This is a genomic window from Brasilonema bromeliae SPC951 (genome assembly GCF_012912135.1).
GTDB lineage: Bacteria > Cyanobacteriota > Cyanobacteriia > Cyanobacteriales > Nostocaceae > Brasilonema > Brasilonema bromeliae.
In genome coordinates, this window is sequence record NZ_QMEB01000108.1 from 1 (window position 1) to 19,159 (window position 19,159).

General features: G+C 42.2%; 15 protein-coding genes. 8 read left to right on the forward strand and 7 right to left on the reverse strand.

The window, feature by feature from the left end; translation table 11 throughout:
• The 3 genes from DP116_RS14890 to DP116_RS14900 all read left to right on the forward strand — a co-directional run.
• A partial coding sequence (locus DP116_RS14890; protein ID WP_479686318.1) for a beta/alpha barrel domain-containing protein occupies nt 1–512 on the forward strand: 512 nt, incomplete at its 5' end.
• Nucleotides 513–689: 177 nt separating this feature from the next.
• Nucleotides 690–869 (forward strand): photosystem II assembly protein Psb34, encoded by a 180-nt coding sequence (gene psb34, locus DP116_RS14895; RefSeq protein WP_169155930.1) that lies wholly within the window; start codon nt 690–692, stop codon nt 867–869.
• 292 nt (nt 870–1,161) lie between these two features.
• Nucleotides 1,162–3,315: a tetratricopeptide repeat protein gene (locus tag DP116_RS14900; RefSeq protein WP_169155931.1), complete on the forward strand. Its 2,154-nt coding sequence runs from the start codon at nt 1,162–1,164 to the stop codon at nt 3,313–3,315.
• 604 nt (nt 3,316–3,919) lie between these two features.
• Here DP116_RS14900 and DP116_RS14905 read toward each other — a convergent pair.
• The 4 genes from DP116_RS14905 to DP116_RS14920 form a co-directional block, all read right to left on the reverse strand.
• The gene (locus DP116_RS14905; protein WP_169155932.1) at nt 3,920–5,722 is read right to left on the reverse strand and encodes a M3 family metallopeptidase; all 1,803 of its coding nucleotides are present in this window, start codon (nt 5,720–5,722) and stop codon (nt 3,920–3,922) included.
• A 33-nt stretch (nt 5,723–5,755) separates the two neighbouring features.
• The gene (locus DP116_RS14910) at nt 5,756–6,682 is read right to left on the reverse strand and encodes a hypothetical protein (RefSeq protein WP_169155933.1); all 927 of its coding nucleotides are present in this window, start codon (nt 6,680–6,682) and stop codon (nt 5,756–5,758) included.
• A gap of 40 nt (nt 6,683–6,722) precedes the next feature.
• Nucleotides 6,723–7,493 carry an RES domain-containing protein gene (locus tag DP116_RS30190; protein ID WP_339381461.1) on the reverse strand — a complete coding sequence of 257 codons (771 nt, stop codon included), beginning with the start codon at nt 7,491–7,493 and terminating at the stop codon, nt 6,723–6,725.
• A 285-nt stretch (nt 7,494–7,778) separates the two neighbouring features.
• Entirely contained in the window at nt 7,779–8,396 is a 618-nt protein-coding gene (locus DP116_RS14920) for a hypothetical protein (RefSeq protein WP_169155934.1), read from the reverse strand.
• A gap of 202 nt (nt 8,397–8,598) precedes the next feature.
• On the opposite strand from DP116_RS14920, the gene DP116_RS14925 reads away from it, so the two are divergent.
• The 4 genes from DP116_RS14925 to DP116_RS14940 all read left to right on the forward strand — a co-directional run bounded on the left by DP116_RS14925 (nt 8,599) and on the right by DP116_RS14940 (nt 13,673).
• Nucleotides 8,599–10,425 carry an NACHT domain-containing protein gene (locus tag DP116_RS14925; RefSeq protein WP_169155935.1) on the forward strand — a complete coding sequence of 609 codons (1,827 nt, stop codon included), beginning with the start codon at nt 8,599–8,601 and terminating at the stop codon, nt 10,423–10,425.
• Between the two features lie 351 nt (nt 10,426–10,776).
• The gene (menA, locus tag DP116_RS14930) at nt 10,777–11,694 is read left to right on the forward strand and encodes a 2-carboxy-1,4-naphthoquinone phytyltransferase (protein ID WP_169155936.1); all 918 of its coding nucleotides are present in this window, start codon (nt 10,777–10,779) and stop codon (nt 11,692–11,694) included.
• Between the two features lie 242 nt (nt 11,695–11,936).
• Entirely contained in the window at nt 11,937–12,677 is a 741-nt protein-coding gene (locus DP116_RS14935) for a class I SAM-dependent methyltransferase (RefSeq protein ID WP_169155937.1), read from the forward strand.
• Nucleotides 12,678–13,064: 387 nt separating this feature from the next.
• Nucleotides 13,065–13,673 (forward strand): glutathione S-transferase family protein, encoded by a 609-nt coding sequence (locus DP116_RS14940; RefSeq protein ID WP_169155938.1) that lies wholly within the window; start codon nt 13,065–13,067, stop codon nt 13,671–13,673.
• Nucleotides 13,674–13,883: 210 nt separating this feature from the next.
• On the opposite strand, the gene DP116_RS14945 is transcribed toward DP116_RS14940, so the two are convergent.
• The 3 genes from DP116_RS14945 to DP116_RS14955 form a co-directional block, all read right to left on the reverse strand.
• Nucleotides 13,884–14,756, reverse strand: a complete 873-nt coding sequence (locus DP116_RS14945; RefSeq protein WP_169155943.1) for an NAD(P)-dependent oxidoreductase — start codon at nt 14,754–14,756, stop codon at nt 13,884–13,886.
• A gap of 453 nt (nt 14,757–15,209) precedes the next feature.
• Nucleotides 15,210–16,451 (reverse strand): class I SAM-dependent methyltransferase, encoded by a 1,242-nt coding sequence (locus tag DP116_RS14950; protein WP_169155939.1) that lies wholly within the window; start codon nt 16,449–16,451, stop codon nt 15,210–15,212.
• A gap of 291 nt (nt 16,452–16,742) precedes the next feature.
• Nucleotides 16,743–17,927, reverse strand: coding sequence for an NAD(P)H-quinone oxidoreductase subunit H (locus DP116_RS14955; RefSeq protein WP_169155940.1), 1,185 nt, complete (start codon nt 17,925–17,927; stop codon nt 16,743–16,745).
• 196 nt (nt 17,928–18,123) lie between these two features.
• On the opposite strand from DP116_RS14955, the gene rsmH reads away from it, so the two are divergent.
• Complete coding sequence (gene rsmH / locus DP116_RS14960; protein WP_169155941.1) at nt 18,124–19,020, forward strand: 16S rRNA (cytosine(1402)-N(4))-methyltransferase RsmH; 897 nt, start codon at nt 18,124–18,126, stop codon at nt 19,018–19,020.
• Nucleotides 19,021–19,159 lie beyond the last annotated feature (139 nt).

A 19,159-nucleotide genomic window follows, 5' to 3' on the forward strand; every position in this document is an offset into this window, starting at 1 on the left:
TTTTAGGACAGGAAGACAACAACTTCGTTAAATTAGAAGTGATACCTGACCCCAAGTATCTGCTACCAGACCCCATTGGCACTTTACAAGCAGCAGAACAACTGGTAAAGGAAGGTTTTGCTGTGTTGCCTTATATCAATGCAGACCCGATGCTGGCGAAGCACTTGGAAGAAGCTGGCTGTGCAACGGTGATGCCTTTAGCCTCACCCATTGGTTCTGGACAGGGGTTAAAAACGACTGCAAATATTCAAATCATCATTGAAAATGCTAAGGTGCCAGTGGTGGTAGATGCGGGCATTGGAGCGCCCTCAGAGGCGGCGCAAGCGATGGAAATGGGCGCAGATGCTTTGTTAATTAATAGTGCGATCGCCCTCGCACAAAACTCACCTGCAATGGCTCATGCCATGAATTTGGCAACAGTTGCTGGTCGTTTGGCTTATCTTGCTGGCAGAATGCCTCTCAAAACATACGCTATTGCCAGTTCACCTTTGACTGGGACGATTACTAGTTAATCATAAATCAACCTCGCAGGAGTCAGGGAAATTGTCTCTGACTCCCTCCTCTTCTTAGTGCTTTGTTACTAATGATTAAGCACTAAAGACTAAGATAAAGATTTGTATCATATGTTGAAGAGTGAATCTAACGTTTATGTTAAATTAAATGAATGAACAGGATAAGGAATTATACTCATGCCTTACACAACAGAAGAGGGTGGTCGTCTAAATAACTTTGCCCGTGAACCCAAAGTTTATAAAGCAGAAGCTCCTAGTGATGGTCAAAAGCGAAACTACGTTATCCTGGGAGTGACTGCTGCCATTTTAGTGATGGGCTTGATTTTTGTTGCTTTCTCGGTTTCCAGCGTCAGTTGATAAAAAGTGATATTAAAAACTTAGTAATTTCATTTTTTAAGCTTTTTCAGGCTCACAGTTTGATCGGAGCCTGGTTTATTGTTGTTTATAATAAATATTTATAATAAGTTATTTAAAATAATTTCTTTGTTTAAAGTGTAATTGTATACTTAGCTTCTTTGATCTTTCAAAGAATAGATTTATCCTGAGCAAAGCAAGAATGAGCTGAAAATCATAGTCATGGTTAGATTTACAGACTGCCTGCATGCACCCCAAGAGGGTATATCCACTGCGTTTTGGCTCTTTAGCCGCCATGAGCGTAAATGAAAGTACACACTCAGATAATTTTGCGTGGAATCGGCAAGTGTATCATCGCCTGAAACTTGCTCTCAGTCTCGGTTTAAGACGTCAAATCTTTTTGGCGGTGTGTGATGATTTAAACCTGAGAAATCAGGTGGCGGCGCGTTTGCATTCAACTTTGGCTTATCCTGTTGGGCAAGTGCTGTATCAGCCATCAAATACACAGGAAGCTAGCACACCAGCCTATCCCCGATTAGTCACCTTGCGGCTGAATTTAAGCGATCCTAATCTCATCGCTCAGATAAATCAATGGTTATCTAATTATCCACCACCTATTGTTGGAGCATCAAAAGACAATCCAGGGCGATCATTACCAGTACCAGCATTTCAGATTGTAGGTGTGGAACAGCTCACTAGACAGCCAGTAGCAGTACAGCGGTTATTTTTGCACTATCTGCGTTTAACTGAGCAACAACTGTCTAACTTTGAATCCAGTTTACTCTTGTGGGTGCCGCGTCCTTGGTTGTATGCTATCCAGCAATCAGCACCACAGTTTTGGCGTTACCGTACCGGTGTTTTTGTCTTCGCCGGAGAACCCACACCGACAACTCAAAACAAAACCTCACCAGAACGTTTTTCCGGTTCTAGAAGTTTGGAGTTAGGCAATGTTGAGCAACCCATCTTAGAAGAATCAGTCATTCAAGATGATTTCGATTTTCCAACACAAACATTAGTGAATAGTGGACAAAAACCGCAGGAGGTTCCTCCGTCAAAATCAGAAAAATTAACAAACAAACCTCTTCAAGAGGAACCCACTGATAAACTCAGCACCAACGATAGCTCATTACCTCAGCAGACATCTCATATTAGCAAAGAGTTAACAGAGCTAGTACTCGCAACGATTAACACGACAATCGCCCAAGACGATGAGCAGAACTTACAAGTGAAGCAAATTCTGGAGGAGATAGAACAATTACACACCCAACAAGCATCAAATGTCAAGCTGGCAGCAGCTTATCACCGCCTAGGAAACTTATATCGCCTTCGTATTGAGCAAGGACAGTCTACCTTAGAAAACCTGATGGTGGCAATTCTTACGTATCAAGAATCCATCACTCATGATGACGATTCACCCCAAGTTCCTGATACCTTAAATGACTTGGGTACACTCTACTGGATGCTTTACCGCACGCCACCCAATTCTGAGGAAGGACAAGCTTACATAGAACAGGGAATTGAATTTTATCATTTGGCGTTGAAGCTGATTTCACCAGAAAGTCACCCTGAAACATATGCTCGTGTACAAAATAATTTAGGGACAGCTTATGGTGATTTAGCTCGTTTTACTAACCCTGCTGAAAACTGGCAACAAGCAGTTTTAGCTTACAGCGAAGCACTCTCCCTGCGTACAGATCATATAGAACCGTTAAAGTATGCTGCTTGCCAAAACAATTTAGGCACAGCTTACTGGCATTTAGCACAATACAATCAACCAGTTGAGCATCTCAAGAAAGCCATTGCAGCTTATAAACTCGCGCTTAGTTATTACAGCCCCGAGGAAGAACCGCTGAAATATGGGATGATTCAAAACAATATAGGCACAGCATATTGGAATATTGCACAATACGAGCAACCAGCAGAAAATCTGCACTTCGCTATTGATGCTTACCGCGAAGCACTGAAATATCGAACTCCCGCTAATGTTCCTCCCGCTTGCGCCGCCACCCAAAATAACCTTGGAACTGCCTATTGGCACCTAGCAAATCAATCACAAACTTCCAAAGATGAGCGGCAAAAGTTATTACAACAGTGCATTAGTTCATATGAAGAAGCGCTTAGTCTTGCTCATTCACTTAGCGGTATGGCTTTGAATTTTGATGTGTTGGCTACTCACAATAATCTCGGACTTGCTCATTATCAATTAGCCACTGACCAGTATTTTGATGGTGATAAAGCAAGCCGTTCTAAACATTTAGAAGCAGCATTAGACAATCACTTGCAAGCCTTGAATGGAATGAGTAAACAACCTGAAGCTTATCAAACAACTTTTGGTTATGTGGTCAAGACGATTCGTGCTTTCCATAATGAATTAGGCATACAGGGGCAAAATTTGGCTTTGTCTAAAGTTCCTGGTCAATTGTTACCAGAAATTCTGCCTAAGTTGTAATGAGTGAGTTGTTAGTTGTTAGTGGGTCAAAGCAATTTTCTTAACTTGTCAAAAATGTATACAGATACATGCTAAACGCAGAAAGCGCAACGATAACAGGTACAACAATGCTAACCTCTAGTTTCCGTGTCTTCAAGATTTCTAGACAAGAGATAGGAATAATCACAAACCAGAAGCTAGTTGTGATAACAAGCATTACCAAATTTAAAAACTTTCCTTCTGGAGAAGAGTTTGGATGCCGAATACAAAAAATTAACCAATTCATCAAAAAATAGCAGGTTATTAGAAGGTAGCTAACAACCAAAGCCAGTTGAATCTTGTTCACGGTAGGCACTCCTGAAGCTAACTCTATCTGAAAAAGAATACTTAAAGCGTTAACTTTTCCGAAAAAGTTACATTTTGTAAATGGATTTTCAAATCAAAAACTATTTTTTGGCCGAGAAATTAGCCTAAATACTAGCAGGTTTCTGGCTTTATTAAAAAGTAAGAAAGTTAGGTTATTTCTCTTAAAAAAGTAAGAAAGGTAGGAAATTTGAGAGTTTGGAAATTAGGACTTATATATAGCAGTGACAACTTTGGCGAAGTCGGGGATCTGTGTCTCTCCTTAGCTGACGAGTACTTGAAAGCGTTCAATATCCTGTTGTATGAGATTTAGTCCAAGACGCCAGAAATCAGGTGTACAAATGTTGATATTAAAACGTGCTGCTAGTTCGGCAGCACAGTCCATTCCTGTTAAGGTCAGCAGATCATCATATTTGGTTCTAAATGACTCTGGCTCTGCTTTATAGCAAGCATACAGTCCCAGTCCAAACAAAAGTCCGAAAGTATAGGGGTAGTTGTAGAAAGTTTCTATGTAATAAAGTAGCATTCTGCCCCATTGATAAGGAAAGAGCATGTTTGAATCGAGTCCATCACCGTAGGCTTCTTGTTGCGCTGTTAGCATCATCTGATTGAGTGCATCTACAGAAAGTGTGGTGTGTTTTCGTTGTTCAAACAGCCGCTGCTCAAAGGTAAAGACGCTATATACATCAACAACTAGGTTGCAGGCTGACGAGAGGTAGGCATCCAAAATATTGATTTGTTCACCTTTATTAGTATTTAGTAATGCACCCTGACGTACTAATGTCTCACAAAAGATGCTTGCCGTCTCAGCCAAGGTTAAGGGAACAGGTGTACGTTGAAGCATGGGTCGCTGTGCCAGCTTCATATAATGGTAAGCATGACCAAGTTCATGGGCTAATGTACTTACTTCTTTGAAAACTGGCGTGTAGTTGACGAGGATGCGCGACTCGTCGCCGCGTTGAGGTAAGCAGAAACCATTAGAATCTTTCCCAGCACGAGGGAGAGCATCTATCCACTTATCGCGAAATGCTCGCTCAGCCATTTGACCAAGCTGAGGCGAATAGGCTGTGAATTGTTCAATAATTAAATTGACAGCTCGCTTCCACGACCACACCTCCCCCTGCTCGTTCAGTATCGCCCCTCTGTCATACCAAGCAAGAATTGGCAAACCAAGTACCTTGGCGCGGATGTGCAAGTAACGTCGAAAGTCAGGCAACGCCTCGCGCACTGCAATCAGCATTGCATCAAGTGTCGTTTGGTTGATATGGTCTCTGTTGAGAGCTATTTCTAGCGGTGAAGCTAACCCACGCCGTTTAACTAAAGTTAATGTTTCACCTTTGATACTATTGAGAGATGCTGCCAGAGGCACTGCTAGCTGTTCCCATGAAGCTATCTCTGCTTCGTAGGTTCGGCGGCGTATTTCGCGGTCATGGTGGCGTCCCAGTTGCTGTGCTTCTGTGGGTAGTAGTGAACGAGTCTCACCGTCAATTTCAACCAATACCCTTCGCTGTCTGGTCAATTGGTTATACAAGTCTAGCCATGCTTGACTACCTGTAATTTGCAGTTCAGCTGCTAGAGACTCTTCCTGTGCCGACATCTGGTATTGGGATTGCTTTTGGCTTTGGCGCAGTACAAAAGAGTACTCTTGTGCTAAAGGTGAGTCAGCTATCAGTTGTGTGATGTCTAGTGAACCTAACCAGGCAGAAAACCGCGTTTTGAGAAGTGATAAGCGGGCATACACCACCTGGAAAGTACTCCAATGCTTCCGTACTGTTTGGTTAAAAGAATCTACTGCCATCAAGCAACGAAGATAGTTATGCATTGGTTCGGCAGTTTCCAAAGTTTCGTTGTAGTGAACCAAAACTTTTTCTAAGCGTGCAACAGTGTTTTTGTCAAGGATAGTTGGAAGCGGATAACCAACATGATACTGGTTACACAGAGCCTCAAATTCATCGATAGCTTTGATGGAAACCTGGAGTGAGGATGTAAATTCAGCTGATTCAATATCGGGATACAGTCCACTCATATCCCAACACGGCAGTGTTTGTGTGTTTATATGAATCACCAATTTGTCTCCTCAAAATGCTGCAAGTCACACTTATTCATTAAGTGCTGATAAGATGCGATCGCTCAATACCCAACGATTAGAATTAGGCTTAATCCAACGCTGTTCCTTTTCATTGAAGTTACGCTGTTCAATAATTGCTGCTTGCAAATTTTTCTTCTGGTGAGTATCCAGCTTAGACACCATTTTTCCCACAGATCGCAATGCACTCGTTTGCTCAAACGCTGTTTCTGAATGACTAATCAGATGTAAAACCAAATCAAAATATATCGCATCACCAGACCACTCGACAACAGAAAGTCCTAGCAAGCGTTTCCCTTGATCCGGTGATTGCAAAAGGTCTTTAACTTCTTGTACACTATATTTGACCTCTGGAGCTAAAGCACGCATCTGTCCAGTTACAGACTCCATTTCAAATGTTCGCTGTGGTCCGGAAGACATTGTTATTCTCAGTTGCTTGTAGCGTTCAGCTAAACCCTCCATTTCCTGTCTGGCGTCTGACACTGGAACTGTTGAGGCGTAAACTTTCTGCCATTCTCGACGAATTTGACGCATTTCTTCTTGCTGTTTCGGTGGAGCAACTTCTTCTGCTCGCTTAGTTTGCTCGATGAGAAATCCGAGTGAATCACCAGTTAATGACTCTAGCATAGTCTTCATACCTGAGCCACCAATTTCTCCCAAGGGTGTCTTGAGTGCTCCCCCACTCAAAGCAAAAACTTTCAATATAGATGGTAACCAAATCAGCGACAAAAAAATAGCTGTTGTATTCGTCACTCTAAATTTAAATGAAAATAATTCTTTTTTGCTCCAGCCTATTTCACAAGTACTTATAAGAATAAGAATAATACTAATAATTAACCATTTTTTAGGAAGTTGGAAGATGCGTTGCAGTAGCCAATCTACTGCTTCCCTAGCAATTACACTTTTACCAGACTCAGAATTATCGGATTTACTATCCATACTCTTGCTTCTTTGTTTTGACTTTCGCAGAGCGTGAGAATCACCAATAACGCTCTACTTCAAGATTATTATCCTCTGCAGCTTTTAGAATTAAACCCCGGAACAATTCATGTTTTAGTGAAAAAACGTTTTCTGGTAGACAGGTGAGCAGATGTTTAGCAGACTCATAAATTGCGATCGCCTCTTCATCATTATGAGCATTACGGTAAATAATCCCCTGAATATCAGGGTATATTTCTTTTTGCTCATAAAAATAGCGCGACCAAGCTTGACTGATACCACGTTTGTCTGTCTTTGCCAGAGTTGCGTCATTAGCACCAGCTCGCATTGCACCACGACCGCGTACATCCAATAATTTTATGCGACTTGTGGTAGTGATGATAGCAATCTGGTGGTCAGTAATTTCTATACAGCCTGCGTCCCCAAAAACTTCTACTAAACAGCTCGAAAGTAGGTCTACAGGCGCAGCGTAGTATATCCCACGTTCTAGATCATCGCATGCTTTGCGTTCCAATGGTTTATAGCAAGTAGGAACGGAATGTTTTTGTGGAATGGCTGTCTCCTCTGTAGGAGAAGACGCCTCCTCAGTCCACAATCCACAAGTATCATTATTCTCTTGTGCAACGCCAACACAGGGACACTCTCCCAAATGATGGTCAAAGCGATGAAGTGGACCCCAAAAACGAAAGGTCAGGGCAGCAGTATTATATTCAGGACGAAAAATTCTTAAAAGTTCCGTACCTTTCTTTAAGGTATAAAATTTTGGTTTCGGCTTGCCAAAGCAAGGAGGCGGGGGTGTTATTTTTACCACATTTTTCACTCCTATTCTGGTTGATTGACAGAATTCGGAGATTTAACGTTCCATCAGCCTTGAAACGTTACAAAATCTGAAGTTAGAGACTCTGTCAACTGGAAGATCCACAAGCCATCCATGTCATTCCGGAAGTTTTTTGTAAGTTCTAGAAAAATTTTTAGTATAACTTCAGTAATTATTTCAAAAATCATTTATATAAATAAAAATACTTAAAACCCGGGTCACTCCAAACACCCGGGTTTCTAAGTTAGTACCATTTGATGAATGAACTCTAATAGATAGCTAATAAACTCCCACGCAACACGCCTCAGCAATAACCTCATGTTTTTGACCGTTTTTCAAGGCTTCTATAGGCGTAAGTCCGTGTAATGCTTTGTTGTGTCGAGTCAACCAACTAATTTTCGACATAGCAGGAACATTGAGGGCATTCAACACATCTGGTAATCCAGCAATCACGCCATCTGGTCCTTGCGGATCAAATTGCCAAGTGGGAAATTTCCAAACTCCATTGTCTTGAACTGCAATTAAACTGTTCTTTTTCAGGCGATCGTGTGGTGTTTGACGAGTTGTATTGAGCATTTGGGCGACTTGAGGGGCAGTTAACGAAGACTTAAGTAACTCTTGCCTCCACTTAAAATTCCTAGTCAGGGCAGCAAATTCTAATTTACCTCGTTCTTGATCACTAATTTTATTGGCACCAAGTTTGGCAGCAAACTCAGTTTCAGCCTTGGAGTACTTTGCCTTGCTAGGAGTGCTGTCCATTTGTTGGGCCAAGTTTTTAATTTCGTCCGGCTGTAGTGAATTCAGATAATCCTGAAACCCCCTTGCTATACTTCCTAGAGCTTGTTGCATTACGTCTTTGTCACAAGGAGCATCTATTGTCACGCTAATTCCTGTCATAATTTCACCTCGTTTGACATTCTCATCATCTGTTGTGCGATAAACTCAAATAATGTAAGAGATGTCAAATAACTACAATTCTAGTATTCTATGTTCCTGAGTGAGTTAGCGTATAAGTAAAGTTTGAGAATTGTATGACTTAGGCATGACTTATTGTGAAAGCAGTTAATATACGTACAACAAGTATTTCTTATGGGGTATAATGAGCAGGCGATCGCTTCAAGCATCTGCTGAGGGTATGAAAAAAGCGCAAGCTGCGCTCATCCGTAATTCACTAACGCAACAGGCGTTAGCAGAGGAACTGAGTATTAGCCGTCAGCCAGTTAGCAAGTTTTTTCAAGGTAAACCAGTTGATCGCTATATCTTTGTCACAATCTGCGAAAAACTAGGATTGGAATGGGATGAGATTGCGAGTTTTTGCTCACTCCCAGATGTAGATGATGCAGCAAGTACTTCCCAGATAGAGAGTCTGGTACAGACAGTACGAGAAAAAATTCACGACAACATTCACAGACGTTGTAATATAATCCGGCTCCTTGATAAAGAGCAGCCAGTGAGGTTGGAGAGTATATACACCGATATCAATATTTTAGAGCGAGTCACTGGACGCAGGCGGCTTTCCCTTGCCGAATTGCATGATAATTGTGACAAGAACAACATTTACCAAAAACGGGTGTCAGGACTTGAAGCAGTGAGGCACTCCGTTGGGCGGGTTCCCCGACTTGAAGGAAGTGCCGTAAGCGCAAGCGCACGCCCAGAGGGCGAACGCGAAGCGTCTCCGTTCGGCGCAGCCGTGCCGCAGGCTCAGGAGATACCCGTAAGGGTAGAACGCTACAACAAGCATTGGATTTGGGGAAAACCAGGTTCGGGTAAAACGACGTTTTTGAAATGGATCGCCACCCAATGTAACTTAGGTCAGTTTTTGTGCAATGCTGTCCCAATTTTTATCACCCTTAAGGACTTTGCCCAGACCAGAGACCAACCAAGCTTGTTGGACTACATCACAGCACAATTTGAAGAATGTGGAGTTGTTGAACCTCAAGCAGTTCTCACGCTTTTGAGTCGGGGGCGATCGCTACTTTTACTAGATGGATTAGATGAAGTCAGGAAAACTGAGCTTAACCGAGTGCTACAGGAGATTCGCAACGTTTCATCGCGGTTTTGCGCCAATTATATAGTTATAACTTGTCGGATTGCAGCTTTGGAATATACTCCTGAAGAGTTCACCGAAGTGGAAGTTGCCGATTTTGATGACCAACAAATCGCTGACTTCGCCGCCAAATGGTTTCAAAATCAAGATACCCTGAAAGCAGAACACTTTGTGCAAAGGCTGTTCGCGAATCAGCCGCTTGGTGAACTCGCAACTCATCCCTTGCTACTGACTCTCTTATGCCTGGTGTTTGAAGAAACAGGAGATTTTCCAACTCATTGTTCGCAGCTTTATCAAGAAGGACTGGATTTATTACTGAAAAAATGGGATGCTAAGCGCGGTATTGAGCGAAATCAGGTTTATAAACAACTTTCCCGACAGCACAAAGAAGATATCCTCAGTCAAATTGCTTGGACAACTTTTGAACGTGGGGAGTACTTCTTCAAGCAAAGTGCCGTTGAGCAAGGGATTTCCCATCATATCCAAACATTTCCTGAGGTTAGCACTTTTTTTGAAACACTTCAAGTTGACAGCGAAGATATTTTGAAATCTATAGAAGCTCAGCATGGTTTACTGGTTGAGCGAGCAAGAGGTATTTACTCCTTTTCCCACATCATCTTTCAGAAATACTTTGCTGCCAGAAAAATTGTTGCTAGTCCACCATCACATGCTGAAGAAGCTTTTCAAAACCTTGTCTACCATATGAATGAGAAACGCTGGCGAGAAGTCTTCTTGCTAGCAGTGGAGATGTTGCCAAACCCAGACTACCTGTTGCAGTTGATGAAACGCCAACTCGATAATCTTGTGGCGGGTGATGAAACGCAGTATGACAATGCGAAAAAGTTGTTGATTGATTGTCTTAATAACTCAAGTTGCTAATTATGCACAAATGCGATATCCTGCCATAAGTTTGCCCATCCGGCAATTGCCCTTTTGGGAGCATCGCCCAGTATGTGCCCAGAGAGTTCGTTGGAAGCAACCCTTAAAACATCTTTTGAACTTAAGTTAATTTTCTTTTTGTAATTTACCATTTTCACTTATCATAAGAAAAAATAACAACTACCATCAGAACAATTCTAGAAATACGACTCTAGGGATAAATTATTGAAATATCTTTAAAAGTTCCCAAAAGTCTCATTTCATTTACGAGTGAGCAATTTAGCTGAAGTAATTTACCCTGGTTGATTCCGGTTCACTTAGTTAAGTTCCTTTTGAAAAAACTTTTTGCAAATGACAACAGTAATAGATAAAGATAATTCATCTAGAAGAAAACTTTGGCGGGCTGCAATTAAGCTTCCTCTTTACAGTGTTGCTCTCATACCTCTGTGGGTGGGTACAACTGTAGCGATCGCAGAGACTAGAAACTTTAATGGGACAAATTTTTTGATATTTTTATTCGCATCTATTTGCATTCAAGTTTGGGTGAATGTTAGTAACGATGTGTTTGATGCTGAAACAGGGGTAGATGTCAATAAACTACACTCTCTTATTAATTTGACGGGCAAAGAAACATCAAATTTTTGGTTGTGGTTTGGTAATTCATTTTTAATTGTAGGTATATTAACAACATCGCTATTAGCTTTTTGGCAAAAAGATGTAACGCTTCTTATCTTAGTATTACTTGCATGTTTGTTAGGTTACAGTTACCAAGGGCCTCCCTTTCGATTGGGCTACAAAGGTATAGGTGAAATAATTTGCTTCATCACCTATGGTCTATTGTCTGTGAGTGCAGCTTATTACAATCAAAATCCTACTTGGTCTCTAACTGCTTTAGCTGCTTCAGTCATTGTAGGATTAGCAACCAGCTTAATTTTGTTCTGCGCGCATTTTCACCAAGTTGAAGATGATTTAGCCGGAGGGAAGTATTCACCTGTTGTACGTTTGGGTACCAAAAAATCTGCGCGGCTATTGTCTTGGTGGGGATATGGAATATATTTTTTAATTGCTGTCTTCGTTTTATTAAAAATATTTCCACTGCTGAGTTTGCTAAGTTTCGTAAGTCTTTTTTACGCTCTCAAATTATTTCGTCATGTCAATAATTATCATGACCAGCCTAATCAGGTGAGTAACTGTAAGTTTATTGCTGTGTCCATGTACTTAAGCCTTGGACTATTGCTAGGAATAGGATTTTTACTCCCGACTGTCTAATTACTATTAAGTAAGTGGACATAAATAAACGTCACTATAGCAATCCTACATGATTTGTGAAATTGTTCTTTTTGGAACCGCAGAGGACGCAGAGAGCACAGAGGAAAGAGGAAAGAGAAAGCGGAGATTCTCATGATTTAATTAGGATTGCTATATGTAATTGCGCTTACGCTTTGCTCGCAACGACGCATAATATTTTTATCCAACTACTTAGCAAGCAACTCATCAGTGAGAAAAATAAAATGTCGCAGAACACAAATTACTCTTCTGTCACTCCAGCGCAAGCAACCAAATTAGAAGGAGATGACAAACGCAATTATATTCGTAATCTCTTTGACGATATTGCCACCCGTTATGATTTCTTAAGAACTCTTGTTTTTCTTGGGCACACTAGTTTATGGTATCGACAAGCTTTACGCGATTTAGAATTGCAACCAGGTGAAAAAATACTAGATGTTGGTTGCGGTACTGGAGAGTCTACCAGATGTTTGAATCGCTTTTATCCTGGAATACAAATTGAGGGAATGGATCTTTCTCCTGGAATGCTGACGGTAGCTCGTAGCATGGACGCTGATAGTAATTATTTTGAAGGTGATGTGTGTTCTATTCCTCGCCCTGATTGCACATATGACGTAGTGGTAACGGCGTTTACTTTCCGTAACTTTCCAAATCGTGAAATGTCACTTGCACAAATGTTAAGAGTCCTACGTCCAGGAGGACGTTTACTCATACTCGACCATTTTTATCCAGAAAAGCCTGTGCTGTGGAGAAATATTTATACTATCTGGATGAGTAAGATTGTACCCCAGATTGTACGTCCTTTTATTGCCGATACGACTCCATATCGCTACTTAGCCCAAAGCATTATTAATCAGTTAAAAATGCCTGATTTTATCCAATTAATAGAAAGTAGCGGTGCGAAAGTAATAAAGACAAATACTTATACCGGAGGTGCAGCAGGTAGATTAATAGCGGTACGTTAATCTTAAAGTATACTGCGTCAAAAGATAGGACTCTTCTTTGATTTTTGCGAAGCTAGGTACACCTTTATCAGTTATCAAGTACCCGCAGTACCAGTTACCAGTGATCAATTGTTCACTGTTTACTGTTCACCCTTCGGGTTAGCCAGTCGCCTACGGCGGGAAACCCGCCTGCAGCGCTGGACTCACTGTTCACTGTTAAGCGTTCCCTATTAAGCGTCTGCGCGAGCGATTCTCCGAATCAAATCGGATTGCCATAGCAGGATAGAGTTTTTTGAGACAGAACTTCATACAAGGAGATGTTTAAACATTTACCTGTTTTGAAGTCGTAAACGACTGTCTCATTGCTTCAATCTCAATGACAATTAATACTTGCTTGGAGAAAATTAGATGCTTAAGGTTTATGGCTTTAACGAATCAGGTAACTGCTACAAAGTCAAGTTATTACTGAAACAGTTATGTAGACAATTTGAATGGGTAAATATTGATATTCTGAAAAAAGAGAATCGCACTCCTGATTTTCTCGCTAAGAATCCTCATGGAAAAGTCCCCTTGTTAGAAACTGAGACAGGAACATTTCTTTGGGAGTCAAACGCTATTCTATATTATCTCAGTGAAGGCACTGATTTTTTACCAAAGAACCGACTGGAACGTGCTCAAACATTACAATGGCTTTTTTTTGAGCAGTACAGCCACGCGCCAAATCTTGGTGTAGCTCGCTACATCACTCGCTATCTTGGAACACCATCCGAATACCAGCAAACTTTGACTGCCAAGAGAGAGTTAGGTTATGTAGCTCTCGATATCATGGAGAAACATTTGACAACCAGGCATTTTTTCCTAGGAGACCGTTACACTATAGCAGATATCGCTCTCTACGCCTATACTCACGTAGCTGATGAGGGCGGCTTTGATTTGACTAACTATCGGTTTATTAAAACTTGGCTTGAGTTAGTGAGAACCCAGGCTAATCATATTACTATGAATAGTCTGGAGTAGGCATTTTTGTAACTAGTAACTTGTGAAAGAAACCAAAAACTCAAGCCAAGTCGGGAGGAGGCTAGCTAATGGAAGTATAGAGATTTATCAAGTATTAGATCACCATAATACCATTCTCCGGCAACCCCATATTTAAATTCTAGCTGAACATTTCAAAAGTTATCTCAATTCCGTAGGAGCCTGAATAAGTAGACAATTTTCCTGCGATGATTATGCACCGTCAGTTGATGCATTAATTGCAGAAAAGATTGATGAGTAATCTCCATCCGAAAACGACATTTTCATTGCCATATCTATGATGTCGCGTACACCCTCAATGCTGCTGAGATTTAAACTAGTCGATTTCGCCTCAGCGATAAACAAATCTACGTCTTTCATCAAGTGTTTTGTCGGAAAATTCGCATTAGCATAATTGCCCTCAAGCATCCGTTGCAACTTTTTGTCAAATGTCGGTGCGTAAAGAGCACTCTGGCGCAAAACGTACATAAACAAATCCACATTGATACCTTGATGCTGGGCAAAACCAAGACTTAAACCAAAAGCAGTTGTCAGGGAAGCAATGAGTTGATTTAACGCCAGTTTCAGCGCCGACGCGGATCCTACAGGACCGACAAGTAGAGGTTCTGGACCAAAATGTTTGAATAACTCCAGGTGGCGTTGATATTGTTCTTGGTGTGCGCCCACCATCACAATTAATTTGCCATCTTTGACTTCTGGAATGCTACCCAAAACAGGTGCTTCTAAATATTCACCACCAGCAGCAACAACTGCATCTCTGATTTCTTTACTTTCGGTAGGAGTAATTGTCCCCATTTGAATAATGCTGCGTCCGGCGACAGTTTGCCAAGACCTATCCGAAAGCAAAACACTGTATATAGCTCCAGCATTACTCAGCATGAGAATGGTACAATCAGCAGCGTTAATTGCTTGGTAGGGGCGTGTGACCACTTCAGCACCAGCTGCTTTGAGTGGTTCTAACTTTTCTGGGGTGCGGTTGTAGGCGATAACCTGTACGTTCGCCTCTAACAACCTTTGAGCCATCGGTAGTCCCATCAATCCAGTCCCCAGAAATGCTACCTTCATTTTTTCACCTTCCTTGGTAAGCGATCGCTTTTTCTCATCATTCATTCTCATAATTATTTCTTGCAAAAATCCGATTTGGTGGGTATTTGGAACCACAAATCTACGAATTTTGGACGCAAACAAACACAGAGAATTTGTTTGTTTTGTGATTATAAAAATTGACTTTTGCAAGACGTCTATTCTTTAGGGAGTGGGGAGTTGGGGTGAGTGAAGGAAATGTCTTTGGTTCCCTCACTCTCTCACTCTTATTGTCCCCTATTCTCCATCAGCCACCTGCTGCAAAAGTCACCATAATCATCACTGAAAGCAAAAGACCTGGACTCAGTAGCAGCACTAACATCAAAAGATCATGAGAACTCATAATTCTTACTCTCCAAAAGATATAATTGCGAATGTAATCACTGCTATAGTAGACCAACAATCACCAACACACTGTTAATAGAGCTTAATTTTTCATATTTGCATTTGCTCTGGCACACTCAGTCCTTTCAATGGTTGTGCAGCTTCTTGTTTGGTTAGTCCTTTCGCTTGAACCAAGACACCAAACCCACCAATACCCAAAGGATCTAAAAGCTGATGCAAAACATCCCGGCGATGCAGCAACTGTGAGATGGGTTGGTCTGTGTAAGAGAGAGCAGCAATTCGTTCTCCTAAGCCCAAAGCCATCAAAAACAACGCTTGCTTCGTAAAACCAACTTTATCTAATCCGCAGCGCTCACCCCATCGTTCCAAAGTGGTAAAATCAACATGAGCCGTGATATCTTGTCTCCCAATATTAATATACGGGTCATTGTGGCGTTGATGATTGTAGTAACACTGTAAGGTACCTTGCGATCGCATAGGATTATAATAACGACTAGCACTGTAACCATAATCAATCGTCAACACATATCCACGCTGCAAACGGTCTGCCACTAAACTCAACCAATCCAATGCAGCTAAGTTAACCTCACTACGATAACCATCAGGGTAAGAGCTGATATTTATTTCTACAAGCTCAAAATATTCCTCAAGTTTGGCGGTTGAAGGCGTATCTGCAACTTCCACAAATGATAGTGCAGGAGTAGAAGTAGATAGGGACATTTTTGACTGTTCCCTATTCCCTGTTCCCTGTTCCCTGTTCCCTGTTCCCTCTTCCTGTGTAGTGACATAAATCTCCTGTAATCGTCCTTCTTCCAAAACAAATTGATGCACAGGTAAAGCATCCACCAACTCGTTAGAAAAAAAGCAGCCAGTAACAGACTGACTTGGAATCTCCTCCAAATTTAACCAACGCACAGAAAATTCTTGCAAGTGTTGCTGTTGTTCTTCCCTCAAAACTGAAGATTTTTCAACAATCACATAATCCAGAACATCAAAAAAATCAGGGTACTGCTGCTTGATATACTTAAGAATATCTAAAGCCAACAATCCTTGACCTGCCCCCATTTCCACCAAAGAAAATGGCACAGGTTGTCCTAAAACTTCCCACATTTGGAAAAATTGCACCGCCAGTAACTCACCAAAATCGGCACCAAGGTGAACAGAAGTAAAAAAATCACCTTCCTTTCCCAGCTTTAGCGCCTTTGTGGAATAGTAACCAGTTTCCGGATGATATAACACCATATCCATATACTCAGCGAAAGTGATTCGCTTTTGGGGACTTGTCGTGATGCGGTGTGCGATCGCTTTACATAGTTCTTGATTGGAAGGCATAAGATTTTAAGGGAACAGGGAACAGGGAACAGTGAACAGGGAACAGGGAACAGGGAACAGTGAACAGGGAACAGTGAACAGTGAACAGGGAACAGGGAACAGGAAACGCTTAACTCTTAACAGAACCTCGTAAAATCTCGCTTTTGCAAGAGATCTAATGATAAGAATAAGCGCTGTAAAAGTGACTGGTGACGTATTGCAAACCCAAATACATACAGATAGACGCCGATAGAACAGAAAAACATCTGCCTCCATCGGCGTCCATCTGCGGTTCAAAATTTCAAATTTTCCTTATCTATCTACAGAACCCATAATGATGTCAATACTACCGAGAATGACGACAACATCCGCCAGTTTCACGCCTTTGAGTAGATGAGGCAGAATTTGCAGGTTGTTGAAATCTGCTGCGCGAATCTTCCACCGCCAGGGAAAGACGTTATCATCACCAATCAGATAAATTCCCAGTTCACCTTTACCGCTTTCGATACGGGAGTAAATTTCACCTTTAGGAATTTTGAAAGTGGGGGAAATTTTCTTGCTGATGTACTGGTAATCAAAGGCATCCCACTCGGATTTTTTGCCTGCTGCTAAGCGCTTAGCTTCCAGGTTTTCGTAGGGACCACCGGGAAGTCCTTTGATGGCTTGTCTGATGATTTTGACAGATTCACGCATTTCCCGCATCCGTACGACATAACGGGCAAAGCAGTCACCAACGGTTTCCCACTGGACGTCCCAGTCGAAATCATCGTAACATTCGTAGTGATCAACTTTCCGTAAGTCCCACTTCACACCAGAAGCACGCAACATTGGACCAGAAAGTCCCCAGTTAATTGCTTCTTCGCGGGTGATAGTGCCAATACCTTCAACACGACGCCGGAAGATGGGGTTATCGGTCACTAAGCGCTCGTACTCATCTATTTTAGGCACGAAGTAGTCGCAGAAGTCGAGACATTTGTCAACCCAACCGTAGGGTAAGTCCACCGCGACGCCACCGATGCGGAAGTAGTTGTTGTTGACCATCCGGTAACCTGTGGCGGCTTCCCACAGATCATAAATCAGTTCCCGTTCACGGAATTGATAGAAGAAGGGAGTTTGAGCACCGACGTCAGCTAGGAACGGACCAAACCACAGTAAGTGGTTCGCGATGCGGTTCAACTCCAGCATGATGACGCGGATGTAGCTGGCGCGTTTGGGAACGGGAATGTTTGCCAGTTTTTCTGGGGCGTTTACAGTGACGGCTTCGTTAAACATCCCCGCTGCGTAGTCCCACCGACTCACGTAGGGGACGTACATAATGTTGGTGCGGTTCTCCGCAATCTTTTCCATTCCCCGGTGCAAGTAGCCGAGTACTGGTTCACAATCAATAACATCCTCGCCATCCAGAGTAACAATCAGTCTCAGCACCCCGTGCATTGAGGGATGGTGGGGACCCATGTTCAGCACCATGGGTTCAGTGCGGGTTTCTAATCTTGCCATAAAAAGAGTGTTCTCCGGTTTGGGAAAATTTTAAAATGGAACCGCACAGGCGAGGCAGCACGCTTCGTGGGGTTTCCCCGACGGTGCAAACTGCCGTCGCACAGAGTGCGAACTAAGCGGTAAGTTGGAGAGAGGTTGGCAGTTGAGGGTTTTTGTTTGATGTTTCGTTTTGTTGCACTTATTCAACTATTATTATATGGAGCATGACGTGCAAGGAATGGAGGTACAAGATTTTTTTCATGTGCCTGTTCTTAGTCGCCAGGTAATTGACGGTTTGGCTGTCCGTCCCGGTGGGCATTATTTGGATGCGACGGTAGGCGGTGGCGGTCACACTCGCCTGATTTTAGAGGCTGCACCCGATGTGCACGTCACAGCTATTGACCAGGATGAGGACGCTTTGGCAGCGGCGCAAAAGATATTAGGGGCGCTTGGAGAACGTGTAAAATTTATTCATAGCAACTTTGCTAATTACGAGTTTCCACTGATCAAGTTTACCGGAATCATTGCTGATTTGGGCGTTAGCTCTCATCATTTGGATACCTCGGAACGGGGTTTTAGTTTTCGCCACCAAGCAAATTTGGATATGCGGATGAACAGGCGACAATCTCTGACGGCTGCTGATGTGATTAATGATTGGGATGAGGCGGAATTGGCAAATATTTTTTTTAAATACGGTGAAGAAAGGTTATCACGGCGCATAGCTAGACGGATTGTTCAACAACGTCCATTTCACACGACAACAGAATTGGCAGAGGCGATCGCCTCCTGTGTCCCCCCAAAATACCGCTACGGCAGAATTCACCCAGCTACCCGCGTTTTTCAAGCGTTGCGAATTGTTGTCAATGACGAGTTAAAATCTTTAGAAACTTTTTTAAGCAAAGCACCACAAGCCCTTATTCCAGGTGGCAGAATTGCAATTATTAGCTTTCACAGCTTAGAAGACCGCATCGTCAAGCACAGTTTTAGAGATTCCCCTTTATTGCAGGTCTTGACGAAAAAGCCGATAGAAGCACAAGAAGAAGAAATTGTCAATAATCCCCGCGCTCGTTCTGCAAAGTTGAGAATAGCACAGAGGGTTGAGGAAGTCAGGTGAAAACTCCTGAGTAATGACTAATAGACCTCTTGCAAAAGTGAGATTTTACGAGGTTCTGTTAAACGTTAAGAGTTCAGAGTCCCCCGTTCCCTGTTCCCTGTTCCCTGTTCCCTGTTCCCTGTTCCCTGTTCCCTGTTCC

Excerpts from the sequence above, each read along its gene's own strand:
- psb34 (WP_169155930.1), top strand. The coding sequence starts at position 690 with ATGCCTTACACAACAGAAGAGGGTGGTCGTCTAAATAACTTTGCCCGT.
- DP116_RS14900 (WP_169155931.1), top strand. The coding sequence starts at position 1,162 with ATGAGCGTAAATGAAAGTACACACTCAGATAATTTTGCGTGGAATCGG.
- DP116_RS14910 (WP_169155933.1), bottom strand. The coding sequence starts at position 6,682 with ATGGATAGTAAATCCGATAATTCTGAGTCTGGTAAAAGTGTAATTGCT.
- DP116_RS14920 (WP_169155934.1), bottom strand. The coding sequence starts at position 8,396 with ATGACAGGAATTAGCGTGACAATAGATGCTCCTTGTGACAAAGACGTA.
- DP116_RS14925 (WP_169155935.1), top strand. The coding sequence starts at position 8,599 with ATGAGCAGGCGATCGCTTCAAGCATCTGCTGAGGGTATGAAAAAAGCG.
- menA (WP_169155936.1), top strand. The coding sequence starts at position 10,777 with ATGACAACAGTAATAGATAAAGATAATTCATCTAGAAGAAAACTTTGG.
- DP116_RS14935 (WP_169155937.1), top strand. The coding sequence starts at position 11,937 with ATGTCGCAGAACACAAATTACTCTTCTGTCACTCCAGCGCAAGCAACC.
- DP116_RS14940 (WP_169155938.1), top strand. The coding sequence starts at position 13,065 with ATGCTTAAGGTTTATGGCTTTAACGAATCAGGTAACTGCTACAAAGTC.
- DP116_RS14945 (WP_169155943.1), bottom strand. The coding sequence starts at position 14,756 with ATGAAGGTAGCATTTCTGGGGACTGGATTGATGGGACTACCGATGGCT.
- DP116_RS14950 (WP_169155939.1), bottom strand. The coding sequence starts at position 16,451 with ATGCCTTCCAATCAAGAACTATGTAAAGCGATCGCACACCGCATCACG.
- DP116_RS14955 (WP_169155940.1), bottom strand. The coding sequence starts at position 17,927 with ATGGCAAGATTAGAAACCCGCACTGAACCCATGGTGCTGAACATGGGT.
- rsmH (WP_169155941.1), top strand. The coding sequence starts at position 18,124 with ATGGAGCATGACGTGCAAGGAATGGAGGTACAAGATTTTTTTCATGTG.